At 58.2% G+C, this 16,291-nt stretch carries 13 protein-coding genes; 7 read left to right on the plus strand and 6 right to left on the minus strand.

Features of this window, described 5'->3' with window-relative positions; translation table 11 throughout:
* Positions 1–473 precede the first annotated feature (473 nt).
* The 4 genes from ACQQ2Q_RS17075 (at position 474) to ACQQ2Q_RS17090 (ending at position 5,914) form a co-directional block, all read left to right on the plus strand.
* Positions 474–1,439 carry an ornithine cyclodeaminase family protein gene (locus tag ACQQ2Q_RS17075; RefSeq protein WP_428188331.1) on the plus strand — a complete coding sequence of 322 codons (966 nt, stop codon included), beginning with the start codon at positions 474–476 and terminating at the stop codon, positions 1,437–1,439.
* 2 nt (positions 1,440–1,441) lie between these two features.
* Positions 1,442–3,916 carry an ATP-dependent helicase HrpB gene (gene hrpB, locus ACQQ2Q_RS17080; RefSeq protein ID WP_428188332.1) on the plus strand — a complete coding sequence of 825 codons (2,475 nt, stop codon included), beginning with the start codon at positions 1,442–1,444 and terminating at the stop codon, positions 3,914–3,916.
* A 19-nt stretch (positions 3,917–3,935) separates the two neighbouring features.
* Positions 3,936–5,243: an ActS/PrrB/RegB family redox-sensitive histidine kinase gene (locus tag ACQQ2Q_RS17085; RefSeq protein ID WP_428188333.1), complete on the plus strand. Its 1,308-nt coding sequence runs from the start codon at positions 3,936–3,938 to the stop codon at positions 5,241–5,243.
* A gap of 74 nt (positions 5,244–5,317) precedes the next feature.
* The gene (locus ACQQ2Q_RS17090) at positions 5,318–5,914 is read left to right on the plus strand and encodes an ActR/PrrA/RegA family redox response regulator transcription factor (protein WP_428188334.1); all 597 of its coding nucleotides are present in this window, start codon (positions 5,318–5,320) and stop codon (positions 5,912–5,914) included.
* Between the two features lie 5 nt (positions 5,915–5,919).
* Here the strand turns inward: ACQQ2Q_RS17090 and ACQQ2Q_RS17095 are convergent, their stop codons facing one another.
* Complete coding sequence (locus ACQQ2Q_RS17095; protein WP_428188335.1) at positions 5,920–6,408, minus strand: MmcB family DNA repair protein; 489 nt, start codon at positions 6,406–6,408, stop codon at positions 5,920–5,922.
* A 178-nt stretch (positions 6,409–6,586) separates the two neighbouring features.
* Here ACQQ2Q_RS17095 and ACQQ2Q_RS17100 point away from each other — a divergent pair, with 178 nt between their 5' ends.
* Positions 6,587–7,243 carry a L,D-transpeptidase gene (locus ACQQ2Q_RS17100; protein ID WP_428188336.1) on the plus strand — a complete coding sequence of 219 codons (657 nt, stop codon included), beginning with the start codon at positions 6,587–6,589 and terminating at the stop codon, positions 7,241–7,243.
* 77 nt (positions 7,244–7,320) lie between these two features.
* On the opposite strand, the gene ACQQ2Q_RS17105 is transcribed toward ACQQ2Q_RS17100, so the two are convergent.
* From ACQQ2Q_RS17105 to hslV, 5 genes are all read right to left on the minus strand, one after another.
* Positions 7,321–9,492: a malate synthase G gene (locus tag ACQQ2Q_RS17105; protein WP_428188337.1), complete on the minus strand. Its 2,172-nt coding sequence runs from the start codon at positions 9,490–9,492 to the stop codon at positions 7,321–7,323.
* A gap of 111 nt (positions 9,493–9,603) precedes the next feature.
* Entirely contained in the window at positions 9,604–11,607 is a 2,004-nt protein-coding gene (locus ACQQ2Q_RS17110; protein WP_428188338.1) for a hydantoinase/oxoprolinase N-terminal domain-containing protein, read from the minus strand.
* Positions 11,608–11,733: 126 nt separating this feature from the next.
* On the minus strand, positions 11,734–12,639 hold the full coding sequence (locus ACQQ2Q_RS17115) for a DUF1402 family protein (protein WP_428188525.1): 906 nt from the start codon (positions 12,637–12,639) through the stop codon (positions 11,734–11,736).
* A 229-nt stretch (positions 12,640–12,868) separates the two neighbouring features.
* Positions 12,869–14,176, minus strand: coding sequence for an ATP-dependent protease ATPase subunit HslU (hslU, locus tag ACQQ2Q_RS17120; protein ID WP_428188339.1), 1,308 nt, complete (start codon positions 14,174–14,176; stop codon positions 12,869–12,871).
* 108 nt (positions 14,177–14,284) lie between these two features.
* Positions 14,285–14,812 (minus strand): ATP-dependent protease subunit HslV, encoded by a 528-nt coding sequence (hslV, locus tag ACQQ2Q_RS17125; protein ID WP_428188340.1) that lies wholly within the window; start codon positions 14,810–14,812, stop codon positions 14,285–14,287.
* Positions 14,813–15,013: 201 nt separating this feature from the next.
* Here hslV and hisB point away from each other — a divergent pair, with 201 nt between their 5' ends.
* A complete protein-coding gene (gene hisB / locus ACQQ2Q_RS17130; RefSeq protein WP_428188341.1) occupies positions 15,014–15,610 on the plus strand; it encodes an imidazoleglycerol-phosphate dehydratase HisB in 597 nt (198 codons plus the stop codon).
* Between the two features lie 21 nt (positions 15,611–15,631).
* Entirely contained in the window at positions 15,632–16,282 is a 651-nt protein-coding gene (gene hisH, locus ACQQ2Q_RS17135; protein WP_428188342.1) for an imidazole glycerol phosphate synthase subunit HisH, read from the plus strand.
* Positions 16,283–16,291 lie beyond the last annotated feature (9 nt).

Here is a 16,291-nt window from a genome sequence, read left to right on the forward strand (position 1 = left end):
CACGTTTCTCTTTCTTCCATATTCAATTGTCAAATAACCGACACTCATTCAAAAGCGTCAAACCTTCAATGCCCAAACACATAAAGCCCTGGGCCAAAACCAGCATCGCAGCCAATCTCGAATGAAGTTAACCGAAACAAAGCAGTCCGTCGCCAGAAGCGCCGCCCCTCTCGTTCGGTGAGCGGGTTCTAGAGCTACACCGACATGAAGTCAACAGCAAATGCGTCAAAAAACGGCAACAAATTTCAACCTGTTGAAATTAAATAGTATTCTACGCCCAATGATGCGGCAGACAAGATTCTGCATATGCGTCGTTACGCACATTCTTCGCAAAACCGGATGAACAGCCAACCAAAACAGATCAGCGCCGCGATCGCCATGCGATCCTTCGCAATTGCACGCATTCAGCCAATTGCCAATTGAAAGAGCTCTGCTTCTTGTTAGTGTCTGGCGCACATAACCGGAGTCAATTCATGCTTGTTCTCAATGCCGCCGAGACCGCCCGGGCCCTTGCCTGGCCCGCCCTGATCGATGCCATCGCCGCCATGTTTGCCAGCGACTGCGGCATGCCGGCCCGGCACCATCACGATATCGCCATGCCCGGAGACGAAGCGGCGGCGACATTGCTGCTCATGCCGGCCTGGCTTGCCGATCGCTATATCGGCGTGAAACAGGTGTCGGTCTTTCCCGACAACCACACACGTGGGCTTCCGGCAATCTTTGGCAGTTACCTCCTGTCTTCCGGAAAGACCGGTGAATCTCTTGCCATTATAGAAGGCGGCGAATTGACGGCGAGGCGCACGGCTGCAGCCTCAGCGCTTGCCGCGCGCTATCTGGCCCGCGCAGAGGCCGAACACATGCTGATGGTGGGGACTGGCAGACTGTCCCTTAATCTGATGCAGGCCCATGCCAGCGTGCGGCCCTTGAAACGGATCTCCGTCTGGGGCCGTTCGCCGGACAAGGCTGAAGCGACGGCCAAGGAGGCGCGCGCGCTTGGCTTCAATGCATCAGTTTGCGCTGACCTGGAGGCCGCCGCCCGCACAGCCGATATCATTTCCTGTGCCACGCTTTCGACCACACCGCTTGTTCATGGAGACTGGCTGAAGCCTGGCGTGCATCTTGATCTGATCGGGGCCTTCAAAGCCGGCATGCGCGAAAGCGACGATGAGGCCATGCGGCGGGCCGATCTCTATGTCGATACGATGGAGGGCGCGCTGCATGAAGCCGGTGATGTCATTCAGGCCATGGAGAGCGGTGCCATCACGAAAGACGATATCCAAGGTGACCTGCGTCGACTGGTGACCGGAGACGTCAAGGGACGCACGGATGATCGGCAGATCACCGTGTTCAAATCGGTTGGTGCGGCCTGCGAAGATCTGGCTGGCGCCATCCTCGCCTATGAAACGGTTGCCGGTATTGACGGTCCGTCAAAGCCCTGAGCATGCCCTTTCAGCTTCCCGACCTTCCTGTTACCGCCGTCCTGCCAGACCTTGGTTCGGCACTTGCTGCGGCTAATCGTGCCATTCTGTCGGCCCCACCCGGAGCCGGCAAGACAACGCTCGTGCCGCTTTACCTTCTGCAACAGGATTGGCTGGCCAATGGAAAGATTATTGTCCTGGAGCCACGGCGGCTGGCGGCCCGTGCGGCAGCCGCGCGAATGGCCTTTCTGTTCGGAGAGGCGGTTGGGGAGACCATTGGCTACCGGATGCGTCTCGACAGCAGGATCTCGACCAGAACCCGCATCGAAGTGGTCACCGAGGGTGTGTTTGCGCGGATGATCCTCGACGACCCTGAATTGTCTGGCGTCTCGGCGGTGCTGTTCGACGAGTTCCACGAGCGTTCTCTCGATGCCGACTTCGGTCTTGCACTGGCACTCGATGTCCAATCTGCCCTGCGCCCGGATCTGAGGCTCGTGGTCATGTCGGCTACGCTAGATGTCGCGCGTATAGCCGAGCTGTTGGTGGGTGCTCCGGTGATCGAAAGCCATGGACGCAGCTATCCGGTCGACATTCGGTATCGAGACAGGCCGGGCAGTATGCGGATCGAGGACGCCATGACCGATGCGATCCTCGACATGCATGCGACGGAAGACGGTTCGATCCTGGCTTTCCTGCCCGGGCAGGCGGAAATTCGCCGTGTTGCCGAGCGACTGGAAGGACGCCTGCCCGTCGCTACGCATGTGACGCCTTTATATGGCAATCTGGACCAGAGCGAACAGGATGCGGCCATTCGCCCGGCAGCGCGTGGTACGCGCAAGATCGTTCTTGCCACCTCCATTGCCGAAACGTCGATTACCATTGACGGCGTCCGTATCGTGATCGACAGCGGGCAGCAGCGGCTGCCGGTGTTCGAGCCTGCCACCGGCATTACCCGTCTGGAAACCGTAAAAGCCTCGCGCGCCTCGGCGGATCAGCGGGCCGGTCGTGCCGGACGAACAGAACCCGGCATTGCCCTTCGCCTCTGGCATGCGGGGCAGACTGCGGGTCTGCCGCCTTTCTCTCCGCCAGAAATCCTGGCAAGCGATCTGTCGGGCCTCGTTCTCGATATGGCGCATTGGGGCGTCAGCGACCCGTCATCGCTTGCCTTGATCGACCAACCACCTGCTGCTGCCTTCAAGGAGGCGCGCGCGCTTTTGCAGTCTCTGGGCGCCGTTGATCTCCATGGACGTTTGACCGAGCGTGGAAAGATGATGCGCGGCCTTGGTCTGTCGCCGCGGCTCGCCGCCATGGTGGTGACGTCGGCGGAACGCGGTCTGGCGCGCGAGGCGAGCCTTCTCGCCGTTCTCCTGGGCGAACAGGGATTGGGGGGCAATGACATCGATCTCGATGAGCGATTGCGGCGTTTTCGCCAGGACAACAGTCCGCGGGCGAAATCGGCCCGCACCCTTGCAGCCCGGCTTGCCGCCGATCTCGAACATCTGGCAATGAAACAACCGTCATCGGCCGAGACATTGTCTGCCGGGATTTATCTTATGCACGCCTTTCCGGACAGGATCGCCTTCGCAAGAGCAGCAAAAGGCAGGTTTGTGCTGTCCAATGGTCGAGGTGCCCAGGTTCAGGATACGGATCGACTTGCCAATGCGCGCATGCTGGTGGTTGCCGATATGACAGGCCGTGCCGTGCAGGCACGCATTCTCGCTGCAGCTGAAATCAGCCGCGCAGATGTCGAAGACGAAATGCCCAACCTTTTGCTGCGGCAGGAAGAGGGCTTCTTTGACCCAGAAAGCCGCAAGGTCCGGGCGCGGCGGGTCGTTCGCATTGGCGCGATCATTCTTGAAGAGACACCGCTTCCCGCACCATCCGGCGAGACACTTGCGCAGGCGCTCGCGGACGGGGTGCGCCTGTTGGGCCTGTCGGCGCTTCCCCTTGGAAAGAGCACACGACAGCTGCGCCAAAGAGTGAGCTTCCTTCACCAGAGCATCGGCGAACCATGGCCCGACATGTCGGATCGTGCTCTGATGGATCGCTTGGATGAATGGTTCATTCCATTCCAAGGCACTGCGCGGGACCTGAGCTCGATCTCGGCGAGCAGTCTTCACGATGGATTGATGTCGCTGGTTCCGCACAATCTGCAAAGGGATCTGGCCAAGCTTGTGCCGACACATTTTATTGCACCGACCGGGCAGAGCCACCCGATTGCCTATGATGGAGATGAGCCGGTCGTCTCAATCCGGGTCCAGGAGCTCTATGGTCTCAGGCAACATCCCGCCATCAGAGGTGGCAATCTGCCGCTGCTGATTGAATTGACCTCGCCTGCCCACCGTCCTATCCAGAAAACACGCGACTTGCCCGGTTTCTGGGCGGGATCGTGGAAGGACGTGCGCGCGGATATGCGCGGCCGTTACCCGAAACACGAATGGCCGGAAAATCCCGCCGAGGCGCAGCCGACGACCCGAGCAAAACCGCGGGGAACGTGAGGCCGCGATTGTGGTCCAAATGACGAATGCTGCGGTCATCAACAAGAGGTTCGATCATTCAAGCCGCAGGCTGAGACTTCAAACACTGATGCGCCTCAGATGGCTTGCTGTCGCCGGCCAGACCGCCACGGTGATGCTGGTCAGCTTCTGGCTGGCGTTTCCGCTGCCTCTGGTTGCCTGCGGACTTCTGATCGGCGCGTTGGTGATCGCGAATGTCACCTTGTCGATCCGGTTTCCGCCCACACACAGACTTGAGCCCTTTTCGGCACTTTGTCTGCTCGGGTTCGATCTGGTGCAGCTTGCCGCCCTGCTTTTCATCACCGGCGGAATTGCAAACCCGTTTGCACCTTTGTTGTGCGTCCCGGTGATCATATCCTTTGCGTCGCAACCCTTGCGATATTCCCTGTGGCTCATGGTTCTGGCCATACTTGCGATATCCGCGCTGGTGATCTCTCCTTTTCCGCTGCCATGGTATGAGGGCGAGACGCTGTTGATGCTGCCGGTCATGCAGTTTGCAACCCTGAGCGCGATTATCTCGATGACCGGATTTGCCGCATTCTATGCCTATCGCGTCTCACAGGAGGCATCGTTGTTGGCAGAAGCGCTTGCGGCAACGGAGCTTGTTGTCCAGCGTGAAAAGCATTTATCGCAGCTTGATGGGCTGGCTGCTGCTGCAGCCCACGAACTGGGCACTCCGCTTGCCACCATCAGCGTGGTTGCCAAGGAAATGGAGCGGGAACTTGGCAATGACGAGCGTTTTGGCGAGGATGTGCAACTTCTTCGAAGCCAAAGCGAGCGCTGTCGGGATATTCTGCGGCGCCTGACATCACTGCCGTCGGAACGCGAAGCGCATATGAGCCGATTGCCGCTTTCATCCATGATCGAGGAAGTAGTGGCCCCGCATCGCGAGTTCGGCATTCGCATCGTCCTGGCAGACCGGAATGTGGGCGAAAAGGAGCCGATCTGCATGCGCAATGCCGGCGTCATGTTCGGTCTGGGCAATCTGATCGAAAACGCCGTCGACTTTGCCCGCGAAGAAGTCACACTGACCGTGTCCCACAACAAGGAAAAGATCTCGATCATGATCGAAGACGACGGGCAAGGCTATTCGCAGGACATTTTGGGCCGCATTGGTGAGCCCTATGTTACAACACGGCCGGGAAACGAACGCGCTGGCGGTCTGGGTCTGGGTCTGTTTATTGCCAAGACGCTGCTGGAGCGCTCGGGAGCGGCGCTCCGGTTTGAGAACCGCGACACCAGCAAACACGGAGCACGGGTCACCATCAGCTGGCCGCGGAACCTGATAGAAGCACAGTCAACGAATTAACTTTACCGGCCAATCATTCCTGTCCATAACCGGTCCAACCGAAATGACATGAATGCGCCGTAGGGATGTCAATCATGAATGAAGCAAATCAAGCCGAATCCAATCAGGTTCCTCTACAGAGCCAATCCAACGACGCCCATATTGGCTCAGACCCGAGCCTGTTGATCGTTGACGACGATGGACCGTTCCTGCGCCGCCTGGCGCGTGCCATGGAGACGCGCGGTTTCACCGTCGAGATTGCCGCATCTGTAGCCGAAGGCATTGCCAAGACAAAAGCTGCGCCACCGAAATATGCTGTCGTCGATCTGAGATTGGGGGACGGCAATGGTCTTGATGTGATCGAGGCCATACGGCAGCGCCGGGACGATACAAAAATCGTGGTATTGACCGGATACGGCAACATCGCCACTGCAGTTACGGCAGTCAAGCTCGGTGCGCTCGACTATCTGTCAAAGCCGGCGGATGCGGACGACGTGTTCAACGCCTTGACGCAGCGACCAGGCGAAAAGGCCGAGGTTCCGGAAAATCCGATGTCGGCGGACCGCGTGCGCTGGGAACATATTCAACGCGTTTATGAGATCTGCGAGCGCAATGTCTCTGAGACCGCAAGACGGCTGAACATGCATCGCCGCACCTTGCAGCGCATTCTGGCAAAACGCGCACCCAAATAAAGCGTCTATTCGATCAGCGGCGTCTTGGCTGCCGCCCATTCCGCCAGCATAAGACGCTGGGCCGCCGTGCGGGAAAATTGAAGCGTCACCGATTTTCTGGTCGCGGGAGCCAGCCGGTGGAGTGGCGCTTCGCGCACCATATGGGCCCCGTATCCATCTGACAGTATAAGGCCGCAATCCTGCGGAAAAATCTCGAGCGGCACCTCGCGGTGCGTCGCGAAAAACAGCCGGTCGCAATGCTGACGGTAGTCCGGCCACTTCTTGTCGACGCGAAAATCCTCGATCGATGACTTGATTTCGATGATCCAGATCTCGCCCTTGTCGGAGAGGCTGACCAGATCGGCACGGCGACCGCTGGCCAATTGCAGTTCGGGGAGTACCGCCAGCCGCATGTCATGCAACAGCGTTTGCACGCCGCGACGCACCAGCATCGCGTTTTCAGACTGTCGTCCATCGATTAACGGATTGGCGACCGTAACAGAAAAGATAGTCATTCGTAACATCCGCGCGCATCGCCAGCCATGTTGCAAAAAAGCAATGCGGATTCAATTTGCTCGCAGTCACGGGCTCGCAATGCCACCAGCCCTTGCCAAGACTCACATAATTACAAATAAACCATAATCGATGATGGTTCCAATGACCATCGCATCCCCTCACGAGCAAGAGCCCTCCATGCGTCTTCGCAATGCACTGCCCCTTTTCGGCCTTGTGGCCGCCATCGCGCTTACCGGTTGCACAACCACCTCGCCCGAAGGCGGGAAGGTTGAGACGGCGCAGATTTTCACGGATTCCTACGGCACGGTGACCGACGCCGGCTATACCCTGCCTGCGGTGCCGATCAACCGCGTGGACAAGAAGTTCCACCGCCAGATCGTTTCCTACAGGACAAGCGAGGCACCAGGCACAATCATCGTGAATACGCGCGAGCGCTACCTCTATTACATCATGCCGAATGGTCGCGCGATGCGTTATGGTATCGGCGTTGGCAAAGAAGGTTTTGCCTGGTCCGGGAATGCCTATGTGGCCTGGAAGCAGGAATGGCCGAGCTGGCACCCGCCTAAGGAAATGGCGGTCCGCAAACCTGAGCTGACCAAATATGTCGAAGACGGCATGGGCCCGGGCCTGCGTAACCCGCTGGGCGCGCGCGCGATGTATCTTTTCAATGAAAAAGGTCAGGATACGCTGTTTCGCCTTCACGGCACGCCCGAGTGGCAGTCGATCGGCACAGCCGCTTCGTCCGGCTGCATCCGTCTGATGAATCAGGACGTCATTGACCTCTATAACCGGGTTCGCCCCGGCAAGAACTCCAAGGTCGTGGTTATTCAGTAATCCGCATCCATTCTGTCGAGATCAAAAGAAAACCTCCGGCGCGTGCCGGAGGTTTTTTGTTTGGAGAGGCACTCTGCTTAGCCCGCCAGCTTTGCCTTCAGCTCGCGGCGGCGGCGGTGCAGAACCGGTTCAGTGTAACCGTTCGGCTGCTCGCGTCCCTTCAGCACCAGTTCAAGCGCTGCCTGAAAGGCGACTGAATCATCAAAATTGGCTGCCATGGGGCTATAGGCGGCATCCCCGGCATTTTGCTGGTCAACGACCGCTGCCATGCGCTTCATCGTTTCCACAATCTGTGCTTCGGTCACAACGCCATGATGAAGCCAGTTGGCCATGTGCTGGGCAGATATACGGAGGGTCGCGCGATCTTCCATCAGGCCGACATCGTTGATGTCCGGAACCTTGGAGCATCCGACGCCCTGGTCGATCCAGCGCACGACATAGCCCAGAATACCCTGCGCATTGTTGTCAATTTCGTGCTGGACTTCTTCCGGCGTCCAGTTGGGGCGTGGGGCAACCGGAACAGACAAGATGTCGCCGAGCTTTGCGCGCGGGCGGCTCTTGAGGCTCGCCTGAACATCCGCCACGTTGACGCTGTGGTAATGGGTGGCGTGCAGCGTTGCCGCGGTCGGTGACGGGACCCAGGCAGTGTTGGCGCCTGCTTTCGGATGGCCGATCTTCTGCTCCAGCATGGCTGCCATCAGATCCGGCATGGCCCACATGCCCTTGCCGATCTGCGCGTGACCGGACAGCCCGCATTCCAGACCCACATCGACGTTCCAGTTTTCATAGGCGCTGATCCAGGCCGCCTGTTTCATGTCGCCCTTGCGGATCATCGGGCCGGCTTCCATCGAGGTATGAATCTCGTCTCCGGTACGGTCGAGGAAACCGGTGTTGATGAAGACCACACGATCACGGGCTGCACGGATGCATTCCTTGAGGTTGACCGTGGTGCGGCGCTCCTCATCCATAATGCCCATTTTCATAGTGTTTGGCTTCATACCCACAAGGGCCTCAACGCGCGCGAAGATCTCACAGGCAAAGGCCACCTCTTCCGGGCCATGCATCTTCGGTTTTACCACATACATGGAACCGGCGCGGGAATTCAGATGGCGGCCATTGGGTCCGACATCATGAAGTGCGATCAGCGCTGTGATTGCGGCATCCATGATCCCTTCCGGAACTTCATTGCCGTTCTGGTCCAGAATGGCCGGATTGGTCATCAGATGCCCGACATTGCGGATCAGCATAAGCGAGCGCCCCGGAATGGAAACATCGCTTCCGTCTGATCCTGTGAAGGTGACATCCGGATTGAGCTTGCGGGTGAAAGACTTTGAGTCTTTCGTCACCTCTTCTGTGAGATCACCCTTCATCAGGCCCAGCCAATTGGAATAGACGACAACCTTGTCTTCCGCATCGACCGCGGCGACGGAGTCTTCGCAATCCATGATCGTGGTGATCGCCGATTCGACGACCACATCGGCAATATATGCCTTGTCAGTGCTGCCGATTGGCGCTTCTGCGTCGATACGGACCTCGACATGCAGACCATTGCGGGTCAGAACAAGGGCGGTTGGAGCCGCAGGCTGACCGCGATAGCCGGCAAATTGCGACGGATCGGATAGACCGGTCTTGTTGCCGTTCTCAAGGTTCACAAACAGTGCGCCGTCCTGGACGCGGAAGGAAGTCACATCCTTCCAACTCGCACCCGACAGAGGGGCCGACTGATCGAGGAAATCGCGCGCCCAGGCAATGACCTTTTCGCCGCGCTGCGGATTGTAGCCTTTGCCTTTTTCCGCTCCGTCTGTCTCGGCAATTACATCCGTTCCGTAAAGTGCGTCGTAGAGCGAACCCCAGCGGGCATTGGCCGCATTAAGCGCGTAGCGGGCGTTCATGACCGGAACGACAAGCTGCGGTCCGGCAATCGCCTTGATCTCAGGATCGACATTTTCGGTGGCGACGGAAAAATCACCACCTTCGGGCAACAGATAGCCGATGTCCCGCAGGAAGGTCTCATAGGCCGCAAGATCGGACGGTGCACCGTTGTCGCGGTGCCAATGATCGATCTTCGCCTGCAAGTCATCGCGTTTGGCCAGAAGGGCGCTGTTTTTCGGTGCCAGGTCTGCAAACAGGGTGGCAAGGCCGGAAAAGAACTGCTCCGCCTCGACACCGGTGCCAGGCAGCGCCTTTTCCACGATGAAATCGTGGAGCTGCCGATCTATGCCCAGTCCATATTTTTCGATGCGAGCCATGTTTCTTCTCCTGTAGCGCAGGCTTTAAGATGCGTTGCCGCAGGTAAGGCCTGTTTGTATTTTCTGTCAATTGGTCCACAATTCGAAAGATTTATTCCAATTTGAGAACAATCATCCATTTGTGATCCTTGGTCGGCCGGTGGCAGTCGCGATAATGCGCGCTTCGATCAATTTGCGCGAGCCTTCAACCTCCGGCGCGTCGCTGCTGACCTCGACATTGACGACGGCATCTTCGGCGCCATTTGCCTTTGCCCGGGCCAAAGCCAGTTCGCCTGCACGTCGTCTGGCCTCATCAATCGCCTGTTCCTCGTCAAAGAAGATCATAATTTCGCCAGCGCCCGACAAGACAAAACGTCCTTCCTCGAGCGTGGTAATAAGCAGGTTCACCACCTCCCTGATCTGTCCAACCACTGCCCCCACCGCATTGGCAACATCGGCTGCTGACGGAATGGCGTGTTCCACCGAGAGTATGGACGCGATGGATGGATAATAGACGGGTGCTGAGGCACCGAGGCCGATCAATGGACGGTCGAGGCTGACTGAAAACTGAACTGTTCCTTCGGCCCGGTCCAAGGCGCGTTCGATCAGCACCGACTTGGCAGGATCGATTTCGGGCAAGCCGTCTTCGGCAAGCGCAGAGCCAAGGATGATTTCCGCAGAATGCCGCGTCAGCCGCGCCAGTATCATCTCGGCCATCGCTGTCGCATCTGCAGAAATGGCCCGCCCGGCACCATCGCGCTGGCGCGCCATCAGCCGCAGACCAAGTTCGGCTGCGGTACCGCTCCACTGGTTCTGCCTGCCTAGCACATGCATGGCATCAGACGGCGTGACCGCACAGATATGCACCAGTCCGCGAGCAACAAGGCGATCGAGGATTGCTTTCTGGGGGCCAAAGGTCAAAAGGTCTGCGAGCGGCACCGGCGTGGCGTGTATCCGCGCGTAGAGTTCGGCATCTTTCGGTTCCAGTCCCGCGGCATAACGATCCGGCAGACCGGTGAGCACGGCAAAGCGACCATCGTGGCGGCCGATCTGGCCGCTGCGCAATTGTCGCTCAAGCTCCGCATTGATGCTATCGCCGTGAAGTGTTGCAGCCAGACTGAGCGGCACGGCCCGACGCGGACCAAGATGGACCCTGGCCGCCAGGCCGCGATCATCGATCCGGACTTCCGAGTCACCGCCCAGACCATAGGTTCGCATCGCCACGGCCTCGACCATGGTGCGATAGCCACCGACAACGGCACCGTCGACGTCCAGTCTTGGTCGTCCATTATCCAGCACGGCAATGTCCGTCGTGGTCCCACCGATATCGGAGACGATGGCATTGTCGAGGCCTGTCAGGTGACGCGCGCCGACGAGACTTGCAGCCGGGCCGGAGAGGATGGTCTCGATCGGCCGTTCCCGGGCCTGCGCCGCAGAGATCAGCGCCCCATCGCCGCGCACCACCATCATGGGCGCAGCGATGCCACGGACATGCATAAATCCCTCACAAGCACCGATCAGCCTGTCGATCATCGAGACCAGCCGCGCATTGAGTAGCGTGGTGAGTGCACGGCGCGGTCCGCCCAGCTTGGAAGAAAGTTCATGACTGCAGGTGACTGGAAGACTGGTGTGTTCACGGATGAAATCGCGTACCCGGATTTCGTGAGACGGGTTACGAACGGCAAAATAGCCGGCTACCGAAAATGACGAGACCGTGTCAGAAAGCAGTGGCAATTGGCCTGCCAACAAGGTCAGATCCAGCGGCTTTTCGTTTCCATGAACATCATGGCCGCCGGGCAGAAAGATAACGGGGTCGGAGCCCAGTGCCTCGGCCAGTCCATCGCGCTTCAGATCATCTGGCTCAAAGCCGATCATGATCAATGCGGCGCGGCCGCCCTGCCCTTCCACCAGGGCATTGGTGGCAAGGGTGGTCGACAGCGACACAAGGCCAATGCGGGCAGGCTCGACACCTGACTGGGAAAACACCGAGTCAACGGCACCGGAGATGCCGATTGCCAGGTCATGGCGCGTTGTGAGAGCCTTGGCTTTGGCGATCAAGCCTTGCGTTTCATTGTAGAGGACCGCGTCGGTATAGGTCCCGCCGGTATCTATGCCCAACATTATATCCGACGCCACGCGCACTGCCCCCGACGAGATCATAAGCCTTCGACGCGAGGTTATGGCATGATTTCGGGAGCTTGCACCAGTTAAGCTGCGGCATAATCAGGCGCTTTCGCTCACCAGAAAGCAGTGTGGTTGGGCTTAAAGGAGAGCTTGTAGCTCGTTCAACCGGTTATTAATCAGCCAGCCATAGTAGTTTTCTTCTGGCCAGGTCGTTCCACCGGCGTTCTTGCGCGCCAGTGCCTTCGCACGACCAACCGTGTCACCCAGATTGAAAAGGGTCGCGGTGATGCCCGGGTTATTCGAGATATCCATATCCGCATATTGCTTGTAGTCGTCGATGGATTTTCTGATAACTGCGGCCATATAGGCCAGCGAAATATCAGGCTCCATGATGGCCTTGTAGACGTCTGCAGCCTTGTTCTCATCGAGCTTTGGATAACCGGATTTCTTGTGAACGAGATCCGTCAGCATCAGGGCCGTCAGCGGGTTTATCTGGCCAAGACCAAAGGTTTGGCCAGCATAGAATGGCTGGAAAAAGACCGCACTAAAACGGTTATCGGGATAACTCTTGCCGCCTACTGTCTTACCGCGGAAGGATTTCTCCCAGACGGCTTCGCGGCAGTTCCAGAGCGTGTAGGAATCGGCGCCCGCGTTGCAACTGGAAAATTCCGGTCTTGCAATGAAGTCCTTGATCGCTTCGCCGTCATAGGAGAAATTGAAGCTATCGCCGGCATAGGACGCGGCTTTCACGTAATAGCTCTGCAGCCGGTCATAGGCGTCGACATTATAGGTATGCTCGCCCACCAGCGCGCCGATCATATGAATGGGAGCGATGCCATAGGCGGAAGCTGTCTTCTTGATCTTGGACATAAGGCGCGTGTCGGTCGCCAAAAGGTCGCGCACCTTTTCATATTTGCGATCGAACGTGGTCTTACCGGCCTTGGTTCGGCGAACCGAAGCGCCGGGAATTGGCGGCTGCTCATTATGCCTGTTGCCTGACGGGACCACCTTGATCTGGGCTGCCTCAGCGGGTGCATTCAGCATTTCGGTATAGGTCGACGCCGAAAACACAAGAGTTGCTGCCAGAAGCCAGTGTCGCAGGTTGCGCATGTTTCGATTCTCTCATTGCTCCGCTCAGAGCAGTTCTTTTATCGACAACAATGGCCGAAAAGTGCCGCCGCCGCGGATTTATTCCGCGATCTCCTTATAGAAGCAACGCGTCTGCGTCGACCCGACCCCGCTCAAAATGGCGAGATCGGGCGATGGGCCTGGTTCAGAGGATATAGCGCGACAGATCGGTGTCGGCTGCAATGTCGCCCACATGCTTGCGTACATATTCGGCATCGATCGTCACGTCGCTGCCGCCTCTGTCGGGTGCATTGAAGGAAATCTCGTCGAGAACACGTTCCATGACCGTCTGAAGCCGGCGTGCACCGATATTTTCCACGGATTCATTAAGCTGAACTGCAATCTCGGCGAGCACATCTATGGCGTCCTCGGTGAAGTCGAGGTGCAATTCTTCCGTTTCCATCAATGCCTTGTATTGACGAATGAGGCTGGCCTCCGTTTCCGTGAGGATGCGTCGGAAGTCTTCCTTGCTGAGCGGCTTCAACTCGACACGGATGGGCAGGCGGCCCTGCAATTCGGGCAGAAGGTCGGAGGGCTTCGACACGTGGAAAGCGCCAGAGGCGATGAACAGGATATGGTCGGTCTTGACCGCCCCGTATTTGGTTGACACGGTCGTGCCTTCGACCAGGGGAAGAAGATCGCGCTGAACACCCTCACGCGAGACACCCGCGCCCATGCCGCCATCACGGGCAGCGATCTTGTCGATCTCGTCGAGGAAGACGATACCGTCGTTTTCGACGGATCGAATAGCGTCGCGCTGGATCAGTTCATTATCGATCAGCTTGTCGGACTCATCCCGGATCAGGTCGCTATAGGATGCCTTCACGGTCGTGCGGACCTTCTTGGTGCGACCGCCCATGGCTTTCCCGAACATTTCCGAAAGATTGAGCACACCGATATTGGCGCCGGGCATGCCTGGAATTTCCAGACCCGGCATGCCGGCGGCGGTATCGGCGACTTCGATATCGATTTCCTTGTCGTCCATCTCGCCGGAGCGCAGCTTCTTGCGGAAGCTGTCCCGTGTCGCTGGCGACGCAGTTGCGCCGACAAGCGCATCCAGCACGCGTTCTTCCGCACCGGCATGGGCCTTGGCCTGAACCTCGGCGCGCTTCTTTTCACGCTGCAAGCCGATGCCGATTTCAACGAGATCGCGAATGATCTGTTCGACGTCGCGACCGACATAGCCGACCTCGGTGAACTTTGTGGCTTCGACCTTGATGAACGGCGCGCCGGCAAGTTTGGCCAGACGGCGGGAGATTTCCGTCTTGCCCACACCGGTTGGCCCGATCATCAGGATATTCTTCGGCATGACTTCGTCGCGCAAGCTGTCGTCCAGCTGCTGCCGGCGCCATCTGTTGCGAAGCGCAATCGCCACCGCCCTCTTGGCATCCTGCTGGCCAATGATATGGCGATCGAGTTCCGATACGATCTCTCTGGGAGAAAAATTGGTCATCTTGTCACTCCTGGCGCTCCAGCGTGTTTGCTAACGCTGCGCCACCGTCTTTTGTTGTTTCGTGACGTCAATCGACCCACGAAGGATTGCTGTCCTGATCAATCCTGATCACTCTTCATCAAGGCTTTCCACGACAGTGCTGCCGTTGGTGTAAACGCAGATTTCGCTTGCGATCTCCATCGCGCGACGCGCAATTTCTTCCGCCGACTTGTCGGTGTCCATCAGCGCGCGTGCTGCCGCGAGCGCATAATTGCCACCGGAGCCAATTGCCATGGCACCATGCTCCGGCTCCAGCACATCACCATTTCCGGTGACGGCGAGCGTGATCGTCTTGTCGGCGACCAGCATCATGGCCTCCAGGTTTCGCAGATATTTGTCGGTGCGCCAGTCTTTGGCGAGCTCGACGGATGCCCGCATCAACTGGCCTGGATACTGTTCTAACTTCTTTTCCAGTCGGTCGAGCAGCGTGAAGGCATCTGCGGTTGCGCCGGCAAAGCCCGCGATCACTTCGCCCCCCTTGCCGATACGGCGAACCTTGCGGGCATTACCCTTCATGACGGTCTGACCCAGACTGACCTGACCATCGCCGGCCATGACAACCGAACCACCCTTACGCACTGTAACAATCGTCGTCATAAATCACCTGCTTGCCCAGGATTGGGCGTTTGTTCCTGGCCCGGATGGCCGTTGCCGACTTATGTAAGCGCGCTTTTCGTGATTGCAATCAGATGCAGGTTCTGGAGGGCGAGCAGGCCCCTCCGGCTTGCTGCTCTAACTTCTGGATATTTGTTGCACCGGCTGATAAGGAACGCCCAGATTTTCCAGTGGAGTATTCCCATGGCGGAACGCAAGGCCGAGATTTCCCGCAAAACCAACGAAACCGCGATCTCCGTGGCGGTCAATATTGACGGCACCGGAGCGTCGCGGATCTCAACGGGCGTCGGCTTTTTTGACCATATGCTGGACCAGTTGAGCCGCCATTCGCTCATCGACATGGACATAGAGGCCAAGGGCGATCTGCATATCGACGACCATCACACAGTGGAAGACACCGGGATCGCCATTGGGCAGGCGCTTTCCAAAGCTCTCGGCGATCGAAAAGGCATAACCCGTTATGCTTCTATCGACCTCGCCATGGATGAAACCATGACCAAGGCGGCAGTCGATGTGTCAGGTCGCCCGTTCCTCGTCTGGAATGTGGACTTCAGCGCCCCCAAGATCGGCACCTTCGATACCGAACTGGTGCGGGAATTCTTTCAGGCGCTGACGCAGCATGCCGGCATCACGCTCCATGTGCTGAACCATTACGGCGCCAACAACCATCATATCGCCGAGACATGCTTCAAGGCGGTTGCCCGCGCATTGCGCACGGCCACCGAAATCGATCCCCGACAGGCAAACAGGGTTCCTTCGACCAAGGGTACCCTCGTCTGAACCCGGCAGACTGGAATTAGAATGCGCGTAGCGATTATCGATTATGGATCCGGAAATCTTCGCTCGGCCACAAAGGCCTTCGAGCGTGCAGCCCGCGAAGCCGGCCTCGACGCCACCATTGATCTGACAGACAAGCCGGAAGCGGTCGCCTCTGCCGATCGAGTCGTCCTTCCGGGTGTCGGCGCCTATGCCGATTGCCGGCGGGGATTGAATGCCGTGAGCGGTATGCCACAGGCGCTGCTTGAGGCTGTCGAGACAAAAGGTCGTCCCTTTCTTGGCATCTGCGTCGGCATGCAGATGATGTCCTCTCGCGGACTGGAAAAAACCGTGACCGAGGGTTTTGGCTGGATCAAGGGCGACGTTGTTTTGATGACCCCTGACGATGCCGATCTGAAGATCCCGCAGATCGGGTGGAATACACTCGATTTGAAGCACCCTCACCCGCTATTCGATGGCATCGAGACCGGTCCATCCGGCCTTCACGCCTATTTTGTCCATTCCTATCACTTGGCCGCAGAGCAGGCCGACGACGTTATCGCCACTGCCGATTATGGCGGACCGATTACGGCGGCGGTAGGACGCGACAATATGGTCGGCACGCAGTTTCATCCGGAGAAAAGCCAGAGCCTGGGGCTGAAACTGCTCGCCAATTTTCTTGCCTGGAAGCCCTGAGCTTGCAGC

Source organism: Agrobacterium sp. ES01 (genome assembly GCF_050320885.1).
Lineage (GTDB): Bacteria > Pseudomonadota > Alphaproteobacteria > Rhizobiales > Rhizobiaceae > Allorhizobium.

Bases quoted from the DNA above. Each gene is read 5' to 3' on its own strand.
- hslU (WP_428188339.1), bottom strand. From the start codon at position 14,176: ATGACCAATTTTTCTCCCAGAGAGATCGTATCGGAACTCGATCGCCAT.
- ACQQ2Q_RS17105 (WP_428188337.1), bottom strand. From the start codon at position 9,492: ATGGCTCGCATCGAAAAATATGGACTGGGCATAGATCGGCAGCTCCAC.
- ACQQ2Q_RS17115 (WP_428188525.1), bottom strand. From the start codon at position 12,639: ATGCTGAATGCACCCGCTGAGGCAGCCCAGATCAAGGTGGTCCCGTCA.
- ACQQ2Q_RS17100 (WP_428188336.1), top strand. From the start codon at position 6,587: ATGCGTCTTCGCAATGCACTGCCCCTTTTCGGCCTTGTGGCCGCCATC.
- hslV (WP_428188340.1), bottom strand. From the start codon at position 14,812: ATGACGACGATTGTTACAGTGCGTAAGGGTGGTTCGGTTGTCATGGCC.
- hisB (WP_428188341.1), top strand. From the start codon at position 15,014: ATGGCGGAACGCAAGGCCGAGATTTCCCGCAAAACCAACGAAACCGCG.
- ACQQ2Q_RS17095 (WP_428188335.1), bottom strand. From the start codon at position 6,408: ATGACTATCTTTTCTGTTACGGTCGCCAATCCGTTAATCGATGGACGA.
- ACQQ2Q_RS17090 (WP_428188334.1), top strand. From the start codon at position 5,318: ATGAATGAAGCAAATCAAGCCGAATCCAATCAGGTTCCTCTACAGAGC.
- hrpB (WP_428188332.1), top strand. From the start codon at position 1,442: ATGCCCTTTCAGCTTCCCGACCTTCCTGTTACCGCCGTCCTGCCAGAC.
- hisH (WP_428188342.1), top strand. From the start codon at position 15,632: ATGCGCGTAGCGATTATCGATTATGGATCCGGAAATCTTCGCTCGGCC.
- ACQQ2Q_RS17075 (WP_428188331.1), top strand. From the start codon at position 474: ATGCTTGTTCTCAATGCCGCCGAGACCGCCCGGGCCCTTGCCTGGCCC.
- ACQQ2Q_RS17085 (WP_428188333.1), top strand. From the start codon at position 3,936: ATGACGAATGCTGCGGTCATCAACAAGAGGTTCGATCATTCAAGCCGC.